14 protein-coding genes and 2 pseudogenes are annotated in these 25424 nt (G+C 65.2%); 11 read left to right on the plus strand and 5 right to left on the minus strand.

The genetic code is table 11. From position 1 onward, the window contains the following. Positions 1-161 precede the first annotated feature (161 nt). From ASF20_RS18610 to lpdA, 3 genes are all read left to right on the plus strand, one after another. Positions 162-3134, plus strand: a complete 2973-nt coding sequence (locus tag ASF20_RS18610) for a 2-oxoglutarate dehydrogenase E1 component (protein WP_056218187.1) — start codon at positions 162-164, stop codon at positions 3132-3134. A gap of 95 nt (positions 3135-3229) precedes the next feature. Next, positions 3230-4534, plus strand: a complete 1305-nt coding sequence (gene odhB / locus ASF20_RS18615) for a 2-oxoglutarate dehydrogenase complex dihydrolipoyllysine-residue succinyltransferase (protein ID WP_056276569.1) — start codon at positions 3230-3232, stop codon at positions 4532-4534. A gap of 114 nt (positions 4535-4648) precedes the next feature. Further along, a complete protein-coding gene (gene lpdA / locus ASF20_RS18620; RefSeq protein ID WP_056276574.1) occupies positions 4649-6049 on the plus strand; it encodes a dihydrolipoyl dehydrogenase in 1401 nt (466 codons plus the stop codon). A gap of 83 nt (positions 6050-6132) precedes the next feature. Here the strand turns inward: lpdA and ASF20_RS18625 are convergent, their stop codons facing one another. After that, positions 6133-6678: a hypothetical protein gene (locus tag ASF20_RS18625; protein ID WP_082501444.1), complete on the minus strand. Its 546-nt coding sequence runs from the start codon at positions 6676-6678 to the stop codon at positions 6133-6135. A 300-nt stretch (positions 6679-6978) separates the two neighbouring features. Between ASF20_RS18625 and ASF20_RS18630 the strand changes: the two genes are divergently transcribed. After that, positions 6979-7266 carry an MTH1187 family thiamine-binding protein gene (locus tag ASF20_RS18630; RefSeq protein WP_056218179.1) on the plus strand — a complete coding sequence of 96 codons (288 nt, stop codon included), beginning with the start codon at positions 6979-6981 and terminating at the stop codon, positions 7264-7266. A gap of 25 nt (positions 7267-7291) precedes the next feature. On the opposite strand, the gene ASF20_RS18635 is transcribed toward ASF20_RS18630, so the two are convergent. Continuing rightward, positions 7292-7525: a hypothetical protein gene (locus tag ASF20_RS18635; protein ID WP_056276577.1), complete on the minus strand. Its 234-nt coding sequence runs from the start codon at positions 7523-7525 to the stop codon at positions 7292-7294. A 307-nt stretch (positions 7526-7832) separates the two neighbouring features. Between ASF20_RS18635 and ASF20_RS18640 the strand changes: the two genes are divergently transcribed. Next, positions 7833-9308 carry a sensor domain-containing diguanylate cyclase gene (locus tag ASF20_RS18640; protein ID WP_056276582.1) on the plus strand — a complete coding sequence of 492 codons (1476 nt, stop codon included), beginning with the start codon at positions 7833-7835 and terminating at the stop codon, positions 9306-9308. 25 nt (positions 9309-9333) lie between these two features. Here the strand turns inward: ASF20_RS18640 and ASF20_RS18645 are convergent, their stop codons facing one another. Both ASF20_RS18645 and ASF20_RS18650 read right to left on the minus strand, forming a co-directional pair. Beyond that, positions 9334-9846: an SRPBCC family protein gene (locus ASF20_RS18645; protein ID WP_056276587.1), complete on the minus strand. Its 513-nt coding sequence runs from the start codon at positions 9844-9846 to the stop codon at positions 9334-9336. Between the two features lie 59 nt (positions 9847-9905). Next, positions 9906-10859: a TAXI family TRAP transporter solute-binding subunit gene (locus ASF20_RS18650; RefSeq protein ID WP_056276591.1), complete on the minus strand. Its 954-nt coding sequence runs from the start codon at positions 10857-10859 to the stop codon at positions 9906-9908. Positions 10860-11035: 176 nt separating this feature from the next. Here ASF20_RS18650 and ASF20_RS18655 point away from each other — a divergent pair, with 176 nt between their 5' ends. Beyond that, entirely contained in the window at positions 11036-12382 is a 1347-nt protein-coding gene (locus ASF20_RS18655; RefSeq protein WP_056276594.1) for a sorbosone dehydrogenase family protein, read from the plus strand. A gap of 101 nt (positions 12383-12483) precedes the next feature. Beyond that, positions 12484-13418 (plus strand): annotated as a pseudogene (locus ASF20_RS18660) (SDR family oxidoreductase). 641 nt (positions 13419-14059) lie between these two features. On the opposite strand, the gene ASF20_RS18665 reads toward ASF20_RS18660, so the two are convergent. Next, positions 14060-14530 (minus strand): acyltransferase, encoded by a 471-nt coding sequence (locus tag ASF20_RS18665; protein WP_082501434.1) that lies wholly within the window; start codon positions 14528-14530, stop codon positions 14060-14062. 1058 nt (positions 14531-15588) lie between these two features. Between ASF20_RS18665 and ASF20_RS18670 the strand changes: the two genes are divergently transcribed. From ASF20_RS18670 to ASF20_RS18680, 4 genes and pseudogenes are all read left to right on the plus strand, one after another. Further along, complete coding sequence (locus ASF20_RS18670) at positions 15589-16761, plus strand: acyltransferase (RefSeq protein WP_210166848.1); 1173 nt, start codon at positions 15589-15591, stop codon at positions 16759-16761. A 463-nt stretch (positions 16762-17224) separates the two neighbouring features. Continuing rightward, positions 17225-17435 (plus strand): annotated as a pseudogene (locus ASF20_RS25085) (transposase); the annotation flags it as partial. A gap of 1479 nt (positions 17436-18914) precedes the next feature. Beyond that, positions 18915-19685 carry a hypothetical protein gene (locus ASF20_RS18675; protein ID WP_056276599.1) on the plus strand — a complete coding sequence of 257 codons (771 nt, stop codon included), beginning with the start codon at positions 18915-18917 and terminating at the stop codon, positions 19683-19685. Positions 19686-20209: 524 nt separating this feature from the next. Beyond that, positions 20210-25424 (plus strand): VCBS domain-containing protein (locus tag ASF20_RS18680; RefSeq protein ID WP_156648122.1); only part of this gene is annotated, 5215 nt, incomplete at its 3' end.

Genomic DNA, 25424 nt, shown 5'->3' on the forward strand with positions numbered 1-25424 from the left:
ACGTTCAGGTCCGCGACCCCATCTGACGAACGAGCGACGCGAGCCCGAGGAGGCCCGCGTCTTTCCCGGTACATCCGATCCCGGCCGCGATCCGCGCGGATGGGGTCGGGCAGGGGCCTTCCCGGCGGAGGACCCCGCACAGCGGCAGGATGACCCGAACGATGGCACGCCAGGACGCGCTCGAAACCTCGTTCCTCTACGGCGGCAACGCCGCCTACATCGAGGAGCTGCAGGCGGCCTACGCCCGCGATCCGAACGCGGTCGATCCGGAGTGGCAGACGTTCTTCCGGTCCCTGAACGAGGACAAGGGGCTTGCGGAGAAGAACGCGGCCGGCGCCTCGTGGGAGCGGCCGAACTGGCCGATCCACGCCAATGGCGAGATCGTCTCGGCGCTGGACGGCAACTGGGCCACCGTCGAGAAGGCGATGGGCGACAAGATCCGCGCCAAGTCCGACACCGCGTCGGCCCCGACCAAGGGCGCCGTCATCGCCTCCGCCCCCGGGATCTCGGTGGAGCAGGCGACGAAGGATTCGGTCCGCGCGATCATGCTGATCCGCGCCTACCGCATGCGCGGCCACCTGCACGCCAAGCTCGATCCTCTCGGCCTCGCCCCCCGCGGCGACCACGAGGAGCTGCATCCGCAGCATTACGGCTTCGAGGAGAAGGACTGGGACCGTCCGATCTTCCTCGACAACGTGCTCGGCCTCGAATTCTCGACCATTCGCGAGATCGTCGAGATCCTGGAGCGCACCTACTGCCAGACCCTCGGCGTCGAGTTCATGCACATCTCCAACCCGGAGGAGAAGGCCTGGATCCAGGAGCGCATCGAGGGCAAGGGCAAGGAGATCACCTTCACCCCCGAGGGCCGTCGCGCGATCCTGAACAAGCTGATCGAGGCGGAAGGCTTCGAGAAGTTCCTCGATCTCAAGTACACCGGCACCAAGCGCTTCGGCCTCGACGGCTCGGAGGCGATGATCCCGGCGCTGGAACAGATCATCAAGCGGGGCGGTGCCCTCGGCGCCGAGGAGATCGTCGTGGGCATGGCCCATCGCGGCCGCCTCAACGTGCTCACCAACGTGATGGCCAAGCCCTTCCGGGCGGTGTTCAACGAGTTCAAGGGCGGCTCGGCCAACCCGGCCGAGGTCGAGGGCTCCGGCGACGTGAAGTACCATCTCGGTGCCTCGTCGGACCGCGCCTTCGACGGCAACAACGTCCACCTTTCGCTCACCGCCAACCCGTCGCACCTCGAGATCGTCGATCCCGTCGTGCTCGGCAAGGTGCGCGCCAAGCAGGACCAGCGGGCCAAGCCCACGGTGGAGCGCACCCGCGTGGTGCCGCTGCTCATCCACGGCGACGCGGCCTTCGCGGGTCAGGGCGTGGTGGCCGAGTGCCTCGGCCTGTCCGGCCTGAAGGGCCACCGCACCGGCGGCTCGATCCACTTCATCATCAACAACCAGATCGGCTTCACCACCGATCCGCGCTTCTCGCGCTCCTCGCCCTATCCGTCCGACGTGGCGAAGATGGTCGAGGCGCCCATCTTCCACTGCAACGGCGACGACCCGGAGGCCGTCACCTTCGCGGCCAAGATCGCGATCGAGTATCGCCAGAAGTTCGGCAAGCCGGTCGTCATCGACATGCTCTGCTACCGCCGCTTCGGCCACAACGAGGGCGACGAGCCGGCCTTCACCCAGCCGAAGATGTACCAGCGCATCCGCAAGCACCCGACCGCGCTGGAGACCTACGGCAAGAAGCTCGTCGCCGAGGGCGTGGTGAGCCAGGAGCAGCTCGACGCGCGCAAGGCCGAGTTCCGCGCCGTGCTCGACGCCGAGCTGGAAGTCGCGACGAACTACAAGGCCAACAAGGCCGACTGGCTCGACGGTCGCTGGGCCGGCTTCAAGGCCGTGCGCGAGGACGTGGACGATCCGCGCCGCGGCAAGACCGGCGTGCCGGTGGAGACCCTGCGCGAGATCGCCCAGCGCATCACCACGCCGCCGCCCGGCTTCCACCTGCACCGCACGATCCAGCGCTTCTTCGACAACCGCGCCAAGGCGGTGGAATCGGGCCAGGGCATCGATTGGGCGACCGCCGAGGCCCTGGCCTTCGGCTCGCTCCTCATCGAGGGCCACCGCGTCCGCCTCTCGGGCCAGGACGTGGAGCGCGGCACCTTCTCGCAGCGCCACGCGGTGGTGATCGACCAGGAGAACGAGCAGCGCTACACCTCGCTGAACTCGATCCGTGAGGGCCAGGCCAGCCTGGAGGTCATCAACTCGATGCTGTCCGAGGAGGCGGTGCTCGGCTTCGAGTACGGCTACTCCGCGGCCGAGCCCAACGCCCTGGTGCTGTGGGAGGCGCAGTTCGGCGACTTCGCCAACGGCGCCCAGGTGGTCATCGACCAGTTCATCTCGTCGGGCGAGCGCAAGTGGCTGCGCATGTCGGGCCTGACCCTGCTGCTGCCGCACGGCTACGAGGGCCAGGGCCCGGAGCACTCCTCCGCCCGCCTGGAGCGCTTCCTGCAGATGTGCGCCGAGGACAACATGCAGGTCGCCAACTGCACCACGCCCTCGAACTACTTCCACATCCTGCGCCGCCAGCTGCACCGCGAGTTCCGCAAGCCGCTGATCCTGATGACGCCGAAGTCGCTCCTGCGGCACAAGAAGGCGGTCTCGCCGATCGAGGCGATGGCGGACGGCTCGAGTTTCCACCGCGTGCTCTGGGACGATGCCGAGCGCGACGAGGACGGCATCAGGCTCGTGAAGGACGACAAGGTCCGGCGCGTCGTGCTGTGCTCGGGCAAGGTCTATTACGACCTCTACGACGAGCGCGAGAAGCGCGGCGTCAACGACGTGTACCTGATGCGCGTCGAGCAGCTCTACCCGTTCCCCCTGAAGGCGCTCGCGGGCGAGATGGGGCGCTTCCGGAACGCCGAGGTGGTGTGGTGCCAGGAGGAGCCGAAGAACATGGGCTCCTGGGCCTTCGTCGAACCCTACCTCGAATGGGTGCTGGGCCAGGCCCAGTCGCCGGTGAAGCGCGCGCGCTACGTCGGTCGCCCGGCCTCCGCCTCCACGGCGGTGGGCATGCTCTCGAAGCACCAGGCCCAGCTCCAGGCCTTCCTCAACGAGGCGCTGGCGGTCTGACCGCCGGCCCCTCCTCCACGCTACTCGCCCCCACGTTTCGCGATCCGAGGGCGCCGCCGAGCGGCGTCCCAAACCCTCCGGACGGACACTGAACCATGGCAACCGATATCGTCGTCCCGACCCTGGGCGAATCCGTGAGCGAGGCCACCATCGGCCGCTGGTTCAAGAAGCCGGGCGACGCCGTGGCGGCCGACGAGCCCCTGGTGGAACTCGAGACCGACAAGGTCACCCTCGAGGTGAACGCGCCGGCCGCGGGCCAGCTCGGCGAGATCTTGGCCAAGGACGGCGAGACGGTGGAGCCCGGCGCGCTCCTCGGTTCGATCGTCGAGGCCGGGGCCGGCGGCGGCAAGGCCGCGGCGCCGAAGAAGGCCGAAGCCAAATCCGAAGCCAAATCCGAGACCAAGACCGAGAGCAAGCCGGCAGAAGCGCCCGCTCAGGAGTCGTCGGCCGGCTACGGCAACCACGGTGACGCCGTGCCTCAGGCCACCCGCGAGTCCGGCGACCACGGCCCCGCGGTCGCCAAGATGGCCCGCGAGTCCGGCATCGACCCTGCGACCCTGAACGGCAGCGGCAAGGACGGCCGCGTGACCAAGGGCGACATGCTCGAGGCCACGTCGAAGGCTCCCTCCGCTCCGGCCCCGGCCCCCGCGCGGGAGGCCAAGCCCGCCGCCCCGCGGGCGCCTTCGAAGCCCGACGATGCGGCGCGCGAGGAGCGCGTGCGCATGACCAAGCTGCGCCAGACCATCGCCCGCCGTCTCAAGGACGCGCAGGACACCGCCGCGATGCTGACGACCTTCAACGACGTCGACATGTCGGCCGTGATGGCGATGCGGAGCCAGTACAAGGACATCTTCGAGAAGAAGCACGGTACGAAGCTCGGCTTCATGGGCTTCTTCACCAAGGCGGTGATCGGCGCCCTCAAGGACGTGCCGGCGGTGAATGCCGAGATCGACGGGCAGGACCTCGTCTACAAGAACTACTACCACATCGGCATCGCGGTCGGCACCGATAAGGGCCTCGTGGTGCCGGTGGTGCGCGACGCCGACGACCTGTCGATCGCCGGCATCGAGAAGAAGATCGCCGGCTTCGGCAAGAAGGCCCGCGAGGGCAAGCTCTCCATCGAGGAGATGCAGGGCGGCACCTTCACGATCACCAACGGCGGCATCTACGGCTCGCTGATGTCGACCCCGATCCTGAACGCGCCGCAATCCGGCATCCTCGGCATGCACCGCATCGAGGAGCGCCCCGTGGTGCGCGCCGGCAAGATCGAGGCGCGGCCGATGATGTACCTCGCCCTGTCCTACGATCACCGCATCGTCGACGGGAAGGAGGCCGTGACCTTCCTCGTGCGCGTCAAGGAGGCTCTGGAAGATCCGGCACGCCTCGTGCTCGACCTCTAAGGCCCGGCAGCTGCCGTCCGCCGGCCGCGTTCCCGCGCGGCCGGACGCTTCCGCGCGCTTCGTCCATCGATGGTGGGGCATGACCCGCCGCCCAATCCAGCGAGTCAGATTCCCATGTCCTACGATCTCGTCGTCATCGGCACCGGCCCCGGCGGTTACGTCTGCGCCATCCGTGCCGCCCAGCTCGGCCTCAAGACGGCCGTGGTGGAAAAGCGGGCCGCCCATGGCGGCACCTGCCTCAACGTCGGCTGCATTCCCTCGAAGGCCCTGCTGCACGCCTCGGAAGCGTTCGAGGAGGCGGGCAAGCACTTCGCCGACATGGGCGTCATGGTCGGCGCGCCCGAACTCGACCTCGCGAAGATGATGACGTTCAAGCAGGACGGCGTCGACGGCAACACCAAGGGCGTCGAGTTCCTGCTCAAGAAGAACGGCATCGACGCCTATCGGGGCACCGCCCGGCTGGCCGGTGCGGGCCGCGTCGAGGTGCTGTCCGAGGATGGCGGCAACCAGCTCCTGGAGACGAAGAACGTCGTCATCGCCACGGGCTCGGACGTCACGAAGCTTCCCGGTGTCACCATCGACGAGACCATCGTCGTGTCCTCCACCGGCGCGCTCACCCTGGAGAAGGTCCCGGGCAAGCTCCTCATCATCGGGGCCGGCGTCATCGGCCTCGAGCTCGGCTCGGTCTGGCGCCGCCTCGGCTCCGAGGTCACCGTGGTCGAGTATCTCGACCGGATCCTGCCGGGCATGGACGGCGAGGTCGGCAAGCAGTTCCAGCGCATCCTCGGCAAGCAGGGCATGCAGTTCAAGCTCTCGTCCAAGGTGACGGGCGTCACGGTCAAGGACGGGGCCGCCACCGTGACGGTGGAGCCCGCCGCCGGCGGCGAGGCCGAGACGTTGCAGGCCGACGTGGTGCTCGTGGCCATCGGCCGGGTGCCCTACACCGAAGGCCTCGGCCTGGAGACGGTCGGAGTCGGCCTCGACAACAAGGGCCGCATCCAGACGGACAGCCACTACGCCACCAACGTCACGGGCATCTACGCCATCGGCGACGTCATCGCCGGCCCGATGCTGGCCCACAAGGCCGAGGACGAGGGGGTGGCCGTGGCCGAGCTGTTGGCCGGCCAGTCGGGCCACGTGAACTACGGCGTCATCCCGAACGTGGTCTATACCTACCCGGAGGTCGCGTCCGTCGGAAAGACGGAGGAGGAACTCAAGAAGGACGGCATCGCCTACAACAGCGGCAAGTTCCCCTTCACCGCCAACGGCCGCGCCAAGGTGAACCACACCACGGACGGCTTCGTGAAGATCCTGGCCGACGCGACCACCGACCGCGTCCTGGGCGTCCACATCGTCGGGGCCGATGCCGGCAACCTGATCGCGGAAGTCGCGGTGGCGATGGAGTTCGGCGCCTCCGCCGAGGACGTCGCCCGCACCTGCCACGCCCATCCGACCCTCACCGAGGCGGTCAAGGAAGCCGCCCTCGCGGTCGGAAAGCGCGCGATCCACATCTGAGCCCTACGCTGTCCCTCGACGAAGACGGCCGCCGCTTCGTCGAGGGCGTCACGCCCTGGGTCGCTCCGCCCTCACGGGGCCGATCAGGGGGCTTGGCAGGCCATCACCTCGGCGGCCTGGGCCACGCTGAGGGCGCGCTCGCGAACCTGCCGCGGGAGGCCCGGCCGCTCGGAGACGGCGGCCGCGTCCCGCTGAAGGCGGACGTTGCAGGCGCAGGACCGATGCCCGGCCGCGTCGAAGCAGGCATCATGGCGCAGGCAGGCGGCATCGAGGTCGTCGGTGGGCGGCAGGCCCTCGCCCCGTTGGCCGGTCCCACAATAATTGCCGTGGAACAGGGCCTTGCCCGCCAGAACCTGCGCGAGATCGGCCTTGGGCAGGGGCGGCTCATCGGGTCGGTCGACAGGGGTCAGGTCGTTGGCCGGACCACCGGCTCGGTCGGCCGAGCCGCGAAGCGCCCTGGGAATGCCGGAGTTCGGGCCGGGCTGGTTCAGGGGCTCGCCGGCCCGTCCGTTGGAATCGGCCAGGTCCGGCAAGGGCGGTGGCGGTCCTGGGCGCACCTCTTCCGCCTCGACGGCCGGTGCCTCCGTCGTGGTCTGGGCCGGTGCTTCCCGGGCCGTCAACAGCAGCAAGGCGGCGATCGCTGCGGCGAGGGTGCGAAACCTGTCGGTCAAGGCTCGATCGTCTCCTGTCCCCCCAGACTCCTCCAGCGACGGCCCGGGGCGGGGATGATCCGGTCTCGGATGGATCGTCCCCGTGGGCCACGGAGGGGTCCCCGTCGGTCGGCAGATACGGCGAAGGTGGTGATTCCGTTCCACCCGCGATGATCCGCCCGTTGGCTCCGCGGTGCAGGCGATCGGCTCCCAGAGGTGATTGACAGGCCGGGGCGCGTGCGACCTCTGACGGGCTCAGCAGGCACCGGGAGAAGAATCATGAAGGTCGTGGCGGATCTGTGCATCGTTCCGATGGGCGTCGGCCCCTCGGTCTCGCCCTACGTGAAGGAGATCAAGGCGATCATCGACGCCAGTCCCCTCCATGCCGAGATGCATGCCAACGGGACCAATATCGAGGGCGAACTCGGCGATATCTGCGCCCTCATCGAGGCCTGCGAGGCCAGATTGAGCGAGATCGGCGTGCAGCGGGTCTTCTTCACCATGGCGTTCTCGTCGCGACGCGACAAGGACCAGTCCATGGCGGACAAGCTGAAGGCTGTTCTCTGACCATGACCCGCCACGGCGGGGATCGTCACGGCTTCGCTGGATCCGGTTTCGGTCGATCGAGCCTCTCGCCCGCCTCGCATTCCCGCAGGAAGGTCTCCCGGTGGGCGCTGGCGAGCCTGTTCTCGTCGGCCTGCGCCGCGCAGACCGCCTCGTCGCGCGCCTGCCCGGTGGCGGCCGGGGAGGGGGGCGGCGTCTGAGCCGAGGCCGGGGTCGCCAGCCCGAGGGCCAGGAGCAGGATGTGACGATGCCGGGTTGCCATGGGGGGTCCTTCCGTCCTGTGCGCCGTCCTGTTCGGTCCGCATGCCTGGGCAACGCGGCCGGGAGGCCCTTGATCCGCCGGCCGCCCGGACGGCGATGGTGTGTTGTCGTACGGAGAGGCAAGAAACGGAGAAAGAATTAACTGCCCCTCGGTGATGACTGGACTCTGGCGGCGGTCGTCCTCCTTGCTCCGACCGCCTCACCGCAGACCACCGATGGATGTCAGGGTCCTGACGATGCCTGAGCGACCCGTCTTGCTGCAGCGATTTCGATGGACGCATTCGGCCAGATGGCTGAGTGCCATCAACTTGCTTGCTGTCATCGGGCTCTGCGCCGTCTCGGCCTTCATGCTCTGGCAGATGCGCCTCGATGCGGCCCGGCGCTCGGAGGTGACATCGCGAAGCCTCGTGCAGGTCCTCGGGCGGGATATCGCCCGGAACATCGAGCTCTACGATCTTTCCCTGCGGGCCGTCGTCGACGGCCTGAAGCTTCCCGAGCTTGCCCAGGCCGATCCCGAACTCCGGCAGATGATCCTGTTCGATCGCGCCGCCACGGCCGAGAATTTCGGCCACACCCTCGTGTTCGACAGAACCGGGAAGCTCATCATCAGCTCGAAATCCCTCGCCCCCGAGCCTCTGAACTACGCCGACCGCGAATATTTCCAGTACCACGTCGCCCATCCGGGCAACGAGCTGCACATCAGCCAGCCCCTGGTTTCGCGTCTCACGGGCAAGCGCGTCCTCATCATCAGCCGGCGCCTGTCGGACCCGGATGGCAGCTTCGCGGGGGTCGTCCTCGGTTCGATCTACCTCGACTACTTCCGTCAGCTGTTCGCCGCCGTCGGCGCCGATCATGCCGGCACCGTCACCCTCTACGGTCCGGGTGGCACGATCATCATGCGCGAGCCCTACGACGAGGCCACCATCGGGCGGAGCGTCTCGGCCACGGACAGCTACCGGAGGTTCTTCGATGCGCCGGAGGGTCGCTTCACCGGCCCTGCCATGGTCGGCGAGGGCAGCCGCGACTTCGTGTTCACCAAGGTCGGCGACCTGCCGCTTCACCTCAGCATCGCCGTGGCGCCGGCGGAGATCTATGCCGATTGGTGGCACCGCGCCCTGGTCCTCGGGGCGGTGGTGCTGAGCCTGTGCGCGACCACCATCGTCCTGACCTGGCTGTTCGGGCGCGAGCTGCACCAGCGCAGGGTGGCGGAGCAGGCGGCCCTCGACCTCAACGTCCAGCTGGAGAAGCTGGCCACCACCGATGCGCTGACGGGCCTCGCCAACCGGCGACGGTTCGACGATGCGCTGGAACGCGAATGGCGCCGCGCGGTCCGCAACCAGCTGCCCCTCTCGCTCCTCGTCCTCGATGCCGACTACTTCAAGGGCTACAACGACCGCTACGGGCACCAGCGGGGCGACGAGGCCCTCCGGCTGATCGCGCGCTCCATCGAGGCCAGCATCGTCAATGCCTCCGACACGGCCTGCCGCATCGGGGGTGAGGAATTCGCCGTGATCCTGCCCGAGACCGACGCGGCCGGGGCGGAGATCGTCGCCCACCGCATCCGCGAGGCCGTGGCGGGCTGGAAGATCCCGCATGCGAGCAGCCCCCTCGGGGTGCTCACGGTCAGCCTCGGCTTGGCGCAGATCCCCGATGTCCGGGCAGCCGATCCCGCCGCCTTCGTCGAGGCGGCGGACCAGGCGCTCTACGCGGCCAAGGCGAACGGGCGCAACCAGGTGCAGGTGCGGCGCCGGGACAAGGCCGGCCTGCGCCTCGCCGCGGGCTGAACCCGGACCCGGCGGTCGCGGAGACCTATCGCGGCCTGGTCGCCGGGGCGCCGAGTTCCCGGGCGATGCCGTCGAGCCCTTGGTCGTAGACGCCCTCGATGTCGGCCCGGGCCTCGGCCTCGCCCATGCCGGCCGGGTCGAAGGTGGCGCTCCACACCACCGTCGCGCCGGTGCCGTTCGGCCGGACCTGCAGGGTGGCGTTGTAGGCCCCTACGGGCAGGGGGCCCTCGATGAAGGCGTAGCTGTAGCTCATCCCCGCTTCGTCGCGCCGGGTCTCGGCCTCGACGAGGGTGCCGAGGCCTCCGGCGACGACGAGGCGGCGGACGGGCTCGTTGTCCTCGCGGTCGGCGTCGTCCCGGGTCCCGGAGGAGTCGCAGGCGACCACCTGCGGGTGCCACAGGGCGATGGAGCAGAAGCCGCCGATGAGCGCCCACACGGCGGCGGCCGGGGCCGGGATGTCGCGGCTGCGGGAGACCTCGATCGCGCCGGCCGGGCCGGCGAGGAGCGTGAGGGCGATTCCCAGGATGGCCTGCCGCATGATCGTTCCCCCGCCCGCTCAGCGCAACCGGCCGGCGGGCGGGAAGGTTGCGCCTCGCCTCAGGGGAGGGCACCGATGTCGCGCAGGTAGGCGGCGCTCGCCGGGTGCAGCCAGCCCCGGGGCACGGCCTCGACCAGGTTGCGCGGGTCGCTGTCGCCGCCCTGTGGGTCGCTTCGCGCGAGGCTCGCCTGGCTCCGCGCCAGGGCCGCCACGAAGCGCGCCACCCGCGCGCCGTCGATGTCCGGCCGGGCTAGGACGAAGCTCCAGGAGCCCACCGTCTCGATGGGCGCATGCTGCCCGGCGAAGACGTTCGCCGGAACGGTGCGGCGGCGCAGGGATGTCCCGCGTGCCAGGATGCGGTCGATCGCGTCCGGGGCCGGCCCGAAGAAGCGGGCGCCGCCGGGGGCCTCCGCCAGCGTCCGGAAGCCCGGCCACCCGAGCCCCGCCCCCCAGAGCGCCGCGGCGCGCCCATCCTGCACCATGACCGCCCCGTCGCCGGCACGGTCGAGGAGGATCGGCTCGATGTCGCGGTCGGGGTCGATGCCCGAACCTGTCAGGACGGTCCGGCCCATGACGGTGAGGCCGGAGGCGTGGGTGCCGAGGACGACGCGCCGCCCCCGCAGGTCCGGCACACCGTGGATCGGGCTGGCCGCCGGAACGACGAAGAGGCCCGGCGAGGCGTTCACCGGCGCGACCACGGTGATCCGAGGCCCCGCCTCGGGCTCGGCCCTGAGGGCGTCATAGGCGTAGTCGCCCTGGACCAGGGCGAGATCGACGGAGCCGCCCTTCAGGAGACCGACATTCTCGGCCGAGCCCTTGGAGGGCCGCAGGGCGATGGACAGGGCGGGATCGACCGTGCGGAGCGCCTCCACCAGGGCCTGGCCGAAGGCGGGGAACGAGCCGCCGGGCGTCGCCGTCGCCAGTACGAGCCCGCCCGGCGTGCCGGCCGATCGCACCCGCTCGGACGGGACCAGCGTCGCCGTGGCCGCGATGAGGAATGAGCGCCTGAGCATGGGTCCATCCGCCGGGTCACGGGCCGCATTCAAGCGGAGGCCACGGAGCCTGCGCAAGGGGGCGCCGCACCGGAGCCGCCACCCGCGCCGAGGGAGCCAAAACCGGTCTCGGGCGCTTGTTCCGATGAGACGGGGCCCGCTGGGCCCCGCGCCCCATGCCAGCTGACGAGATCCCCATGCGGACCCGATCGAAACTCGGCCTCGCGGCCCTGGCCGTCGTTCTCCTCGGCGGCGCGGCCTTCGTGCGCTTCGTCGTCTATCCCGAGCAGGCCACGCTCGAGGCCTCGGCCGGACAGGGCGCGAACCCGACCCTGCCGGCGCCCAACCCGACCCTGATGCCCACCGTGAACATCGCCCGCGTCGCCCGCTGGGAGAAGGGCACCAAGCCGCAGGCCGCGGATGGTCTGCAGGTGGCGGCCTACGCGGACGGGTTCGACCATCCGCGCTGGATGTACCTCCTGCCCAACGGGGATGTGCTCGTGGCCGAGGCCAACAAGCCGCAGACCGACGACCCCTCGACCGGCGTCGCGGATTGGGTGGCCGACAAGGTGAAGAGCCTGGCCGGCGCCGGCGTGAAGAGCCCCGAGCGCATCGTCCTCCTACGGGACGCGAACGGCGACGGCGTCGCCGAGGAGCGCCACGTGCTCCTGAAGGACCTGCACTCGCCCTTCGGCATGGCGCTGGTCGGGTCGGACCTCTACGTCGCCAATGCCGATGCGCTGGTGAAGGTGCCCTACCAGGCGGGCCAGACCGAGATCACCGCGACGCCGGAGAAGGTCGTCGACCTGCCGTCCGGCATCAACCATCACTGGACCAAGAACGTCATCGCCAGCCCCGACGGGCAGAGGCTCTACGTGACCGTCGGCTCGAACAGCAATGTCGGCGAGAACGGCCTCGACAAGGAGACCGGCCGCGCGGCGATCTGGGAATACACGATACCCAGCAAGCAGATGCGCGCATACGCCACCGGCCTGCGCAACCCCAACGGCCTCGGCTTCGAGCCGGTGACGGGCAAGCTCTGGACGGCGGTGAACGAGCGCGACGAGATCGGCAGCGACCTCGTACCCGACTACGTCACCTCCGTGCAGGAGGGCGGCTTCTACGGCTGGCCCTACAGCTACTGGGGCAACCATGTCGATGCGCGCGTGGAGCCGCAGAGGCCCGACCTCGTCGCCAAGGCGATCGCGCCGGACTATGCGGTGGGCACCCACACCGCCTCCCTCGGCATCGCGTTCTCGCAGGGGAGCCACCTGCCGGAGGCCTGGACGAGCGGCCTGTTCGTCGCCCAGCACGGTTCGTGGAACCGCCGGCCGAAGAGCGGCTACAAGGTGATCTACGTGCCGTTCCAGGACGGCAAGCCCAGCGGGCAGCCGGTCGACGCGCTGACCGGCTTCCTCAACGCCGACGAGAAGGCCCAGGGACGCCCCGTCGGCGTGATCCTCGACAAGACCGGCGCCCTGCTGGTCTCGGACGACGTCGGCAAGACGATCTGGCGGGTGAGCGCCTCCACCCGGACCCAGTAGGCGCCTCCAGCCGCCGTCCCGCTGAGCAGCGGAAGTCCTGATGACAGAGACCAAGACCGATCCCTCGCGGCGCGCCCTCGTTGGGCGGCCTCTCCGCCGGCATGGTGGCCGTCCTGGAACATTCCGCGGGGGCACAGGAACAGGTCGCGCAGACCGACACCGCCCCGAACCCGCCGCGCAGCCATCCGAAGACCCCCTTCGAGACGCAGCAGCAGGCCTGGCCGGGGCTGGCGGGTCGGATGGTGCCGCGCCCGAACCATGGCGAAACCAGTTACACGGGGTCCGGGCGCCTCGCCGGCCGCAAGGCGCTGATCACCGGCGGCGATTCGGGCATCGGCCGTGCCGCGGCCATCGCTTATGCCCGCGAGGGCGCGGACGTGGCCATCAACTACCTGCCGGCCGAGGAGCCGGATGCGGTCGAGGGGTGGGACTCATCCGGCAGGCCGGCCGCAAGGCGGTGATGCTGCCGGGCGACATCCGCGACGAGGCCTTCTGCCGGCGTCTGGCGGCGGACGCCGCGCGCGAACTCGGCGGCCTCGATATCCTCGTCAACAACGCGGTCTACCAGAAGTCCCAGGTCTCGATCCTCGACATCACCACCGAGCAGCTCGACCAGACCTTCCGGACCAACGTCTACGCGATGTTCTGGATCACCAAGGCCGCCCTCGCCCATCTCGGGCCCGGCGCGGCGATCATCAACACCGCGTCGGTCAACGCCTACGAGCCTTCCGAGACCCTGCTCGACTACGCGGCCACCAAGGCGGTGATCGTGAACTTCTCGAAGGGCCTGGCCAAGCAGCTGGCGGAAAGCGGCATCCGGGTGAATGCGGTGGCTCCGGGACCGTTCTGGACCTCGCTCCAGGTCTGCGGTGGGCAGCCACCGGAAAAGCTGCCGAATTTCGGCAAGGACACACCGATCGGGCGGCCGGGTCAGCCGGCCGAGCTCGCCGGCATCTACGTGTTGCTCGCCTCCGACGAGGCGAGCTACTCCACTAGGCAGGTGTTCGGCGCCGTCGGCGGGCGCGGCGGCCCCTGAGGCGGATGGTACGTACGGTCCGGTTGCGCTGAACAGCCCGCCGAGCTGGCGCGCGACGCCGACCAGGTCGGTCGCGTCGATCCTTTCATCCCGGTCATCGGCGGCCGCGTGCGGAAGCGCCTCGCCTGGTGCGGGCACCACTTCGAGGCCGGCACCTGGGTTCTGCCGGACCTCTACGGGACCACCGCGATCCGTGCCTCTGCGCGCGCCCGAGGGCTGCGACCCAGACCGCTTCCGCAACCTTGACGCGTTCGACCTCCGTCCCATAACGGGGGCGGCGCGGCGGTCATCCCTGCCACGGCGAGGGCGTTACCCGGACTCTGAGCGAGACTCCGGCGGACCAACTCGCCAATGGCATGGCCAACCCGGCCCCCGTCCAAGACTGACCCTGGACCTCGCCGATATCCCAGCCCTGCCGCGTAGCGGTCTCATCCCGCGGGACGAGCACGCGATCAACGGTGGGCTCCAGCCTGGCGGGGGCCAAGCCCGATCGATGCGGCAAGCGCTGATCTGGTCTCGGAACCGGCATTCCGGCGACACTCAGATGGCTCGTGGCACCTGACGTAATCGGCGAAGCGGGGCGAACGGGTGGCCCGACCTGATCGTCGTCTTCCTACGGGACGATGCGAAGTGCACCAGCGTCAGAAGGTGCCATCGTCATACTCAGCGAGTCGACCCCAATGGATGGTGTCGATGTTCTCGCGCAACACCTTGGCCGGATTTCCTCCGACGATGCATCGGGCCGGAACGTCCTTGACGACGACGGCACCCGCCGCGACGATGCAATGGTCGCCGATCGTAATCCCGGGCATGATGATGCTCCGCGCGCCGATCTGACAGAATCTTCCGATATGGGTGTCCACGTGCATCTTGCGGATGTAATCGTGCGATAGGATCGTGGCTCCGAAAGAGACCGCCGTACCCTCTCCGATATAGACCCCTTTCGGATTTGAATGGTCCAAGTAGGCCTTGGTCGATATCAACGTGAGAGGGTGAATATTCATTTTCCAGATTTTTGTGAGATACAGCCATCTCAATTTAATAATCAGCCTGCGCGCCTTATTGCGGAGAATGATTGGAAGAGTAACTACGTTTGACGTCGGTTTTGCCATTTTTATTCTCGGCTTATCGAAAATCTGAGTTCGTGTATCGGCACGAGCATATGGAGAGTGGTTCTGACATCAGGAGAACATCGTAGCCGCATCTGTGCGTTGCTTCGGCAGCAACCAGCATTCCATCGACGTGCGGGCGTAGGATTTCAACCGGCCGCATGACGCGCGCGGCGTCGAAATCGGCCGACCAGTCTCTCGGCCACAGGGTCGGAGGCGGATCCACGATTCGCGTCGATTCCAATTGTCTTCCGCCAGCATATCGTGAATTCGACCGACGCCAAAGGCGCCGCTTGCTCGATGACAGAACGGCTGCCCTCCAATGCGTCATGCGACCGAATTGCTCGCCCACGATCCGAGCAATTGGCTCCGCGCGACACATCCAGGCAAGGCTGGCACTGACTGGACCTGATCTGCGGGCAGTCCCTGCCGACCCGCTAAGACAGGCTCTGGCCCACGCTCTCGGGCTCATGTCCCGGTGCCCTCAGGGGGGCTCAGGCCAGACCAGCCGAAAGCCGCGACGGCACTCACGATTTGGATTCCGTCGCGAAATGGGTTTGGGTGCACTGCACGCGCGCGCCGCGAATCGCTCGAATTGAAATTGGAACAGTGTCGAGAGTGGCGGATAACTTCGCTTGGAAATACTTAGGATCACCACGATGCGTACAGAAATCATTACATTGCGTAACCTCGCAGATTGGCGATCTGGCAATGCAAAAAAGCACAGTTTTGCAAATAATTAATCGAACATCGCCTGGAAAGCACAATGACATGTCCCGTGAAAATTTAAGTTCTAGAGTAAGCGAATAACATATCCAACTATTTTCATAAATTTTAAAAATTTTGTCGGTGGTATGCACTTCCGACTATGAGGTGTCTGCACAGATTTCAGAGCTTTCGTCTCCACACGGACTCGGATCGTTATGCAAAATAAATGTACCAGGTATGTTGGTTTCGATTGACAAAGTGTTGATTTTGAATAGCCCCTCCCATCCACATTCAGGAGCGAGAGCCAGCGTTCTCGATTCAAGCAAATGAGAACTAGAGATACGTTGGGATCGTTGGCCGAATCCGGAAACACATCCGGCTTCGACTACCTGAGATTGTTCTTGTCCATCAGTGTTCTGGCTTGGCATAGTGCTGGCATCGTCTATGGTCGAGATCAATCTTTTTTCCTTGCGGGCTCCCCGCTCGGGCATTTGACATTCCTCATCTTGCCTATGTTCTTTGCGCTCAGCGGGTTCCTGGTTGCATCCAGCTTGGTGCGCAGCCGAACGCTCATTGAATTTCTCGGACTGAGGATCTTGAGATTGGTTCCGGCCCTGGCTGTTGAGATCTGCCTGTCGGCGTTGGTGCTCGGTCCGATCATGACCTCGTTCAACATTCAATCCTACTTTACGGATTATGAGTTTATTTCTTACTTTCTAAATATCGTTGGCTTGATTCACTTCCAGCTTCCTGGTGTGTTCTTGTCGAACCCGATCCCTTCCATCGTGAATGGATCCCTGTGGACCGTACCCTTCGAGTTGGAATGCTACATCGCACTGGCAGCGCTCTGGATTTTGCGACTGCGTGGGAGTGGGCCAGCGGCTCTGGTCGCATTGGTGCTCTGGTCCGGGCTTCTCGGAACGCGCTTGCTCATGGGCGCCTATGAACCGATCGGACCAGATGCACTGAACGGACGCCTCTTGGTTGCCTATTTCCTTGCAGGCGTGTGCCTCTACCAGTACCGATACCGGATACCGTCCGACGTTCGCCTGTTTGTCGTCGCCTTCGCCGTGTCTCTGGTCATGATAAAGTCGAAGTCGGCAATTCTTCTTTCTCCGTTGTTCGTTGCCTATGCGACCGCCTACGTCGGTCTGCTTCGTCCGAAAAAGCTTCCGCTGATCTTCTCTGGCGATTATTCGTACGGAATCTATCTGTATGCGTTCCCGATCCAGCAAACGGTGTATGCCCTGGTGCCGCAGTCTCACGGATGGGTGCCGCACTTTCTGTTATCGCTGGCAGCCACGGCCGCTCTCGCCGCGTTCTCCTGGCATACGATCGAGAAGCCTCTGCTCAGATTGAAGCGCCACCTCCGATTTGAATCGGACGTCATCGCAGCGGAGTTCAGTCCGGGATCCGGCCATAAAACGTCCCGTTGGCGGCTCCCCAAGGTGGGTCTCGGCAGACCTAATGATGTCAGCGACCCGGACGCCGCTGCCGCGCCTGAACGCCCTCGCCATCGAACCTGACCGGTATCTGTCGGAGAGGTGTGCCATCGGCTTGGATCGTTCGGGATCCTGAGGGCGGCTCCGATGTGATCCGATGCCTTATTGTCCAGGAGCAGCGCCGTAGGCTCTCTGTCAGCCGATCTGCGTGAACGCGTCGTGTGCTGGCACGCGACCATCATGCGGCGAGGACGCACCTGGGCCAAGCTCATGGACGGTCATCAGTGCTCGCACATCATCGCAACCGGGGCCGACCCGTTTCGATCTGGCAACGCCTGAACAGGTCCTGCATGCGTTGTGCGCCCGACCGACCCTGGCCTGCGAATCGGGGCGAGCCGCTTGGCCCGCTGCTGCGCGCGCCATGGTCGACCATCACGGCGTCACGCGTAAAAACAGCGGTGCCGCCGACGAGCGGGACTGGAAGGGCGTGACAGTACAGCTGTTGCCAGGGGCTTAACGGCGACCGTGCGCTTCGACGCATGATCGGGCCCGCTTCCAGCGCCCTGGCGAGGAAACCACGGTGCAGGCCTTGAAGCAGGGTGACGCGATCGTGCGCGACACCCTGCCGGCTCACAAGCCCGGCAGCATCCGCGAGCGCATCGAGGCGGCTGGTGAAGCGACTGCTCTACGTGCCGGCCTGCGCGCCCGATCTCAACCTGATCGAACAGGCGTTTGCCAAGCGCAAGACGCTGCCGCGCAAGGGTTCCGAACGCCCCATCGAGGGCGTGTGATCGCCCATCGGACACCTCGTCGAGACCGTCACATCGGACGAGCGCGCCAACGTCTTCGTCGCAGCACGATACGGAAAGGGTTAAACCCGAAGCGCCCGATATCCGGCAGCCAAATATAAAAATCGGAAAACGGGTATCGAGCACTTTTCATGTCGCGAGCAAACGAGGCGAAGCCTAAAACAGTTGGCTTGCAACATCATTGAGCTTCATAGCGACGATCTGGAACTTCGCGATACTGGGTTAACCGCCGGGTTTTACGATCTATCCCTAGATATCCATAGTAAGGCCGGCGATCATATGTTCGATCGCGTTCTACACAGAGGGGATATCCCCGATACCATGGGCGGCGATCCACACGAACCACCACATCGTCCCAATGCATTCGATCGCAGTCGATACCAAGAGCCGAATAGGTCGAGCGACGTGCAACGTCAGGCGCAGTGAAATCAGCGGCTACCCCAGTCATTGGAAGGCTGCCGACGATCAACGCAACTGAGGCAATACTTATGAGACGCATAGATTGAGCTATACGCGATGACGTCGCTCAACGTCAAGCTCGGAATCAAAGGTCCAAGCCTGGGCACTGATCATCGATCAGGGGTTCGGTCACCACTGGCAAGGGATGGGAAAACGCAGCTCTCCCGCGTGCCGCACAGATGCGTACGGCCGTAGCCAGAAGAAAGGTTCGTTCGTCGTCGTCTGAGAGACTGCATCCATGAGATGCAGATCGATCAGATTCGATCACGTTGTGGAATCGGCAATGTCGTCTCTTTCGGGAGCGGCACCCGTGCCGTCGGTCCATCTTCGCCAATCGGAATCGGTCATGGCCGGCGCCCAGACCGACCGCTCGTCCCCCACCATGCCGCCGCCCAGACCCACGACGATCCCCGTTGCAGAACCGCGACGCGGCTCGCCGCCCTCAGCGTCCTCGCGGACGCTACCGGCAAGCGCAGTCGTTACGCCAGCTCCGACGAGCCGCGATAGCACCTGCCGCTGTTGGTGGAGCGCTCCTGACTTCAGCCGCCAGCTTTAGACCCTACGCAGTCTCACGCTTTGAGATGCCGTCTGCATGACGTGGTCTGCCGAGCCTGATTGCTACAGGTCAAACCCGCTCCACCAACTACACAGACCAAACATCGAGCTGGATCCCGTCCAAATCTCAACCCGATCTTGCCCCGGGGTTCCTATCCAATCGGACACGACATCGCGCCTCGAAAGGCCCGGCATCGGCCAGCGCTTCTTTTCGTAGTGATATTCGAGGCTCGCGATTCTAATCCCGATCTTCCCGGCGCCCCTTGGTGCGTAAAGGATGAATTTTTACAACGTTCGGACCTTGTCGTGGAGTCGAGGCGAAATCTCACATCTTTCGAGGATCGATCGATTGATGATGGGTTAATGGTTTGCTAACAGCGCTGAAGGCTAGAAGCTGAACAATGGAATTCGGTGATGCGCGTCGTTCCGGTCGCTGCGTTGGTGCTGTCGATCATGATGGGTGGGGATGCGTCGGCAGCTTCGTGCAGCTCCGCCTTCGGCATGGCATCATCGGCCGACAGCGACGCATTCAAGGCGGATCCCTTCTCGATCCTCAAGGGTGATGCGAAGGGTGGCGCCCTCGCTCGCTCGACCCGCGAACTCGTCCTCGCGAATACGGACTTCGCTGATGTCATCCTTTCGCTGGGCGTTGCGGCCAATGGCGATCAGCGAGCCGCGATGGGCGCGGGCCTGGGCCAGGCGACTCTCGCATGTGCGCGCACGCAGCCTGAGCTCGCTCAACAGCTGCAACTGGCCCTTCTCTCCCGAGGCAGCCCCGAGTTGACGGAAGCCTTCAAGGCGGTGGTGGGTGAAATCCCGACCACGGCCGTCAGCATTCCTGCGGCGGCTTCGTCACCGCTCGGCGGTGGTGAAGCGAGCCTGATCGGCGGCGGGCAAAACTCCGTGCCGCAGGGCGTTGTTCAGGCGGCCGGCGGAGGTACGGGCTTCGCCATCAGGCTCGTGTCGGTTGCGCCTACTGCCCGCGCGCCGAGCTTCTTCTCGCCGATCGGCAGCATTCCGACTGGGGGGCCTTCTGGCGGAGGCTCGACGAGCGGAGGATCGTCCCCGGCCCCGGTCGCTACGGTTCCTGGTCCGGTCGCCGGCGCGGGGATGCCGGCCCTCGTGATCATGGTTCTTTCGGCCTTGGCCTTTCTTCGCCATCGCGTCCGTTCGCGCGCGGCCTGAGCGGCCGCCCGGATAGTGGTGTGTGGCCGATCACTGACCATGATCGAGGCAGTCGGCGCGATCGCAGAGGCAGCCTCCTCGACGTGCCTCGATCCGTGCGTTTGGCCCGTTAGGGCAAATCGACTTCACGCCCTTGGGCATTGCTTGCCATCTCGCTGACATTTTTTGCTGGCTGAGAAGTTTGGTGAGCATGAATGGTTCAACGCGATGTCCAGGACAGTTCACTGGTCAAGCCTGGGAACTCAGAAGTCGTCGATCAAAATTTCTTGATCGTCGGAAAGTGTCCGTTCGCCCTCAGACGATCACCAAAAATATCGATGATCCGCGGACTGCTTACGTAGAAATTTCGAGCTTGGTTGCATTTCGGCGCTTGTAAATCTGCTCCGAACTCATCTGCAAACTTCTCAGATGGGCGATGCTGCTAGGACAAATAGCCCTCTTCACAAATTCAAGTCTGTCGGTTACCGAAATTTTAAGGGCCCGCCTGGTCGCTCCGCCAGTTTCCGCCTCGTTGAAGGGACCAAATGGCCAACTCCGCGCCCACGATCTCCGGCACAACCACTTTAACGCTGAGGGAGGGCAGCGCTTCGACTTACGCGCGCAGCGGCAACCTTTGGTTCTCGGACGCGGATACCACCGACCAAATCACCGTCGGGCTGGCAGGCCAGTCCGTGGCCTACCGTTCGAGTGCCGGAGCTGACCTGACGGCAAGCTTGAGCGACGCGCAGCGCGCCAGTCTTCTCCAGGCGTTCACCATTCCCGGCGGGAATCTCGGGCGCAACAGTGGGTCGCAGAGCTGGACCTACACGCTCGGCGACAGCAGCCTCGACTTCCTTGCTGCGGGCGAAACGATCACGGTCACGTCGGTGGTTCAGGCCTCTGACGGCAACGGTGGGATCACAGCGCAGAATGTCGTCGTCACACTGACCGGTACCAATGACGCGCCGACCATTGCGGCCGTTGCCAACGGCGACCCCACGATCACGGCTGCGGTCTCCGAATCTGCGGGGATGACCGGGAGCGGCACGGTTTCGGTGCGCACGGGAAACATCGGCTTCTCCGATCTGGATTTCACCGATGCCCATACCGTCACGGTGAGTCCGAAGGCGGGTGGCTATGCGGGCGCCGTCTCGGCAGTCGTATCTGCGGATTCCACCGGCGGACGATCAGGTCGGGTCGACTGGACCTACACCGTGGCCGACAAGGCTCTCGATGTTTTGGCTGCGGGTCAGCAGGTCACGCAACTCTATACGATCACTGTCTCGGACGGAAAAGGCGGTCTTGCCAAGCAGGACATCGCCGTCGTCCTGACCGGGTCCAACGACGTCCCGACGATCAGCGGCGGAACATCGGCGGTTTTTTCCGAGGGCAGCGCGACGAGCTACGCCAAGAGCGGAACCGTCCTGTTCTCGGACATCGACGCCACCGACCAATTGACAACATCGATCGTAAGCCAGTCGCTGCAATGGAAGACGTCGGCCGGCGTCGACCTCACTGCAAAGCTGACGACCGATCAGATTTTCGCGATCACGAAGGCGTTCTCGCTGCAACTCGGGGACCTTGGCAGCAACAAGGGATCGGCCACTTGGTCCTTCGCCGTTGCGGACAGTGCCCTGGACTTCCTGGGCCGACTCGATGTCCTGACCCTGACGACGACAGTTCAGGCGGACGACCACAATGGTGGGATCGTTGCCAAGCCCATAACGCTCACGATCAGCGGCATCAATGATTCCCCGACGATCGAGGCGCTGAGCGCCGGCGACCCCAAGGTCACAGCGAATATCACGGAAGCCGCCGGTGCCTTGAGCTCGGCAGCCGTACTGGGAACCCAGGGAACGTTCGCGTTCACTGATCTCGATGTCAACGACCTTCATACGATGAGCTTCAAGCCGGTGGGTGCCGGTTACATCGGAAAATTCACTCCGACCCTGATCTCGGACTCGACCGGCGGTCAGGCTGGTGCCATCAACTGGACCTATACGGTTGCCGACAAGGCGCTCGACTATTTGGCGGCCGGTCAGAATCTGACGCAAGTCTACGCAATTACGATCGCCGACGGTAAGGGCGGCACTGTCGTCCAGAACGTGACTGTCAACATGACCGGCGTGAACGACGCTCCGGTGTTGACCGGTGTCGCCAGTGGGACGACGATCTACGAGCCGCTCGTGGCGGCATCCGGATCCGTGATCAGTCGGGGCGGTACGATCAGCATTGCGGACCCCGATGCGACCGATCGCCTGTCAGTCAGTGTCGGCGCCTACCAGATCCACTACTTCGACGTTTTCGGAAACGATGTTTCCGCGCAGCCCAGCGAGTCGCTCACCGATGCCCAGCGCAGCGTGATCGCTCAGGTTCAGGGACTCGGGCAGTATCTCACGATCACGCCCACGACCTCCGGGGGCTCGGGGACGATCACCTGGAGCTACGCGATCGATCCGGCGAAGCTCAGCTTCCTGGGTGCAGGCGAAAGCGTGAAACTGAGTTCGGACGTCGTGGTCCAGGACGTGGCCGCATCAGGTCAAGCATCGGGACCGCCGGTGATCCAGCCGATCAGTGTCACGCTGGTTGGCGCTGACGCAGCGACATCCGTGAAGGACCACGTCGCTTCGATCGTCGACAAGAGTTACCTCGCCACGATTGGCTCTGATTTTTCGGTGGGAAGCCAGTCTGCCGCCGGGGCGCTGCGCGCCTGGAGTGCGCTGACCGGTCAGGATGGCGTAACGTTCCGCGCTCCGATCACGGTCGAGATCAATCAGAATGGCGCCAGTTTCGACAGCATCGACTTCCGTGGAAAGCAGGTCATTGTCAAAGCCGACAACGTCACCTTCACGAACTGCTACTTCGACACATCCGCTTTGATTGGGCAGAGCCCGCTCACGATCATGGCTGGATATGCCAACACCGTCGTCGACCACTCGACGTTCGATGGCCTGAAGCGGAACTATTCTGTTCCGGATTTGATCGTCTCGAATGGCATCAATACGACCCTATCGAACAATCTGATCCTCAATGCACCGGTCGATGGCGTCTATATCGAGAACGGACGCGTTGTCGGAAACTACATCGCGGGTGGTGGCTATTTCCCACCCGGCCACTCAGACGCGATCTGGATCGGCAAAACCACCGGCTCGGTCGTGATCGAGAACAACGTGATCGACTGGCGTACGCCGGCCGATGCGCGTGTGGCGCCCAACAATGCGATTCGCATCTCCGGCGAGGCCGGAAACGTCAACGACGTGACGATCCGGAACAATGTCCTCCTGGGCGGCAACTACACCATCACGGTGACCGCCGGCGCGACCTGGACCCATACGGCCGATCAGGTCGGAACGATCACGAACGTCCGCATCTACGACAACGTCATCGATTACGGTGTCACAGGCTCGATTGATCCGGAGGATCGTCCGACCGATCTTTATATCGCCCATAATTCCGCGACCACCGGCTCTGGCGTCTTCTTCGGATCCGAGGCGACCGGTGCGATGCCGAACCTGGGACAGATGTCGGTGATGAGCGGCGGCGCGTCTCCGTCGGTCGTGACGTCTTTCGGAGGGGCCTACATCATTGGGGGCCTTGGGTCCGACATCCTGAATGCTCAATCCGGTGCCCTGAACGTCATCCAAGGCGGTCTCGGTCGCGACTTCATCGCGGGTGGTCCGGGTCAGAACATCTTTCTCTATAAGTCGATCGCGGACGGAAACGACTGGATCAAAGTCTTCAACGCCGCGACGGACAAGATCGATCTTTCTTCTCTCGTGGAATTGGAGAGCCAGCAACTCCATGCCACCGATTGGTTGTGGCTCGATGGCGGCGCCTTCACGGGACGGGCGCACCAGATCACGTACACCTACAATGCCGCCCTCGATCGAACGGTCGTCGCGATTGATATCAATGGCGACCTCAAGACGGATTTTCAGATCCAGATTTCCGGTCGGCAGACGCTCACCCAATCCAATTTCGTGCTCGAGCACACGGATAAGCCTGCGAGTGTCCTCGGCGCGTTGTGGTCCGGTAGCGGATTCAATCTTGCGACCACGATCCTGACGCTTCCGTTCAACGCCGCCGAGGCGCCACTCGTCGTGCGTGACGGTGTCGTCGCGCTCCAGGACAGCGACGGAACGCTCCTGCCCATTTCCGGCATGGGCACCTACGTGTTCCTCGACCGGACCGTCGTCGAGAATGACGGGTCGCCGCTGATCGATGATCTGTGGTACCTCGCATCGTACCATGTCCCCGACGTCGGCTACACCCAGGGCGGATGGCAGGCCGGGTACGACCCGAACCCGTATTTTTCGACCAAGGGGTACCTCGCGCTTCACCCCGATCTCGTCTCAGCTGGCCTCAATCCCCTCGACCACTGGTCGTCGTTCGGCTGGCAACTCGGCTACGACCCGAGCGCGAGCTTCGATGTCAAAAGCTACCTCCTGCGCTACGCAACCGTCATCACGCCCGGCGTCGATCCGCTGACAGACTACATCACCGTCGGCAAATCGGCAGGCCGTGTGGCGTACGGGGCGATCGGCGATTCCATTGCGGGCACGGGGTTCGACCCGGAGTACTACCTCCTGGCCCACCCGGATGTGGCCGCGAGCGGTCTCGATCCCTACAGCCACTACCTGAGCGTCGGTTGGCACGAAGGGTACAATCCCAACGCATTCTTCAATGTGTCGTATTACTTGGCCCAATACCCGGACGTGGCAGCATCCGGAGCCGACCCGCTGCAGGATTACCTGGGCGTCGGCTGGCAAGCTGGACGCAATCCAAGTGCGGACTTCGACGGAGCGATCTACCTGGCGATGAATCCCGATGTCGCCGCATCGGGTCTCAATCCTCTGGTGCACTTTCTCCAGATCGGCGCGAACGAGGGCCGAGTGGCCTTCCCGGTCGGTTCGGTGACGGGTGATGCCGCACCGAGCGCCGCCAACGACGTCGCCACAGTGTTCTCATCGGGCCTGACCGTCTCCGCAACGGCCGGCGTGCTCGCCAATGACGTCGATGCCAACGGCGATGTGCTGTCGATCATCGCCGTCGACCACGACGGGTTCAACGTCGGGCAGGTGGTCCACGGTCGCTACGGCGATCTGACGATGGCGAAGGACGGATCGTACCAGTACATCACGACGACCCTTGATGGTCCGTTGGGAACGCCGCTCTACGATACGTTCAACTACGCACTGACAGACGGTCACGGCGCGAACTCCAGTGCGACGTTGACGCTTCGTGTCGATCGCGCCGGGACTGCCGGTGACGACGCTCGGAACCTGACGATCCATTCGGGCGAAGGGGCGTCCGTCGACGCGGCGACCGGCGTCCTCGCCAATGATAGCGATCCGGACGGGGCCCTCGCCGTCGTGGGTGTCGGCGGCGTTCCGGTCGGCTCAACGATTCAAGGCTTATACGGCACCCTCGTCATGGCTCCGGACGGCAGCTACGCCTACACGCGGACCACCGACACCCTGCCGGCGAACGCACAAGACAGTTTCCATTACACGGTTGCGGATGGAAGCGGCCAACTCAACTCCGCCTGGCTCACGATCAGTCTGAGCGAACCTCCGGTCGTGAACCTGTACACGCCGACAATCTCCGGTACGACCGCGGGCACCGTGATCGAGGATGCGGGCGATGCGGCGCAGACGACCGGCACGTTGGTTTATTCGGACGGGGATCTGGGGGACTTGCTGACGACGTCGATCGTCGGTCAGAGCGTTTCGTACGCGGACGCGTCGGGGGGGGATCGGA

Origin of the sequence: Methylobacterium sp. Leaf88 (assembly GCF_001422795.1) — a bacterium.
In the GTDB taxonomy this organism is placed as follows: domain Bacteria; phylum Pseudomonadota; class Alphaproteobacteria; order Rhizobiales; family Beijerinckiaceae; genus Methylobacterium.

Bases quoted from the DNA above. Each gene is read 5' to 3' on its own strand.
- lpdA (WP_056276574.1), top strand. From the start codon at position 4,649: ATGTCCTACGATCTCGTCGTCATCGGCACCGGCCCCGGCGGTTACGTC.
- ASF20_RS18675 (WP_056276599.1), top strand. From the start codon at position 18,915: ATGCGCGTCGTTCCGGTCGCTGCGTTGGTGCTGTCGATCATGATGGGT.
- ASF20_RS18610 (WP_056218187.1), top strand. From the start codon at position 162: ATGGCACGCCAGGACGCGCTCGAAACCTCGTTCCTCTACGGCGGCAAC.
- ASF20_RS18645 (WP_056276587.1), bottom strand. From the start codon at position 9,846: ATGCGGCAGGCCATCCTGGGAATCGCCCTCACGCTCCTCGCCGGCCCG.
- ASF20_RS18630 (WP_056218179.1), top strand. From the start codon at position 6,979: ATGAAGGTCGTGGCGGATCTGTGCATCGTTCCGATGGGCGTCGGCCCC.
- ASF20_RS18650 (WP_056276591.1), bottom strand. From the start codon at position 10,859: ATGCTCAGGCGCTCATTCCTCATCGCGGCCACGGCGACGCTGGTCCCG.
- ASF20_RS18665 (WP_082501434.1), bottom strand. From the start codon at position 14,530: ATGGCAAAACCGACGTCAAACGTAGTTACTCTTCCAATCATTCTCCGC.
- odhB (WP_056276569.1), top strand. From the start codon at position 3,230: ATGGCAACCGATATCGTCGTCCCGACCCTGGGCGAATCCGTGAGCGAG.
- ASF20_RS18635 (WP_056276577.1), bottom strand. From the start codon at position 7,525: ATGGCAACCCGGCATCGTCACATCCTGCTCCTGGCCCTCGGGCTGGCG.
- ASF20_RS18655 (WP_056276594.1), top strand. From the start codon at position 11,036: ATGCGGACCCGATCGAAACTCGGCCTCGCGGCCCTGGCCGTCGTTCTC.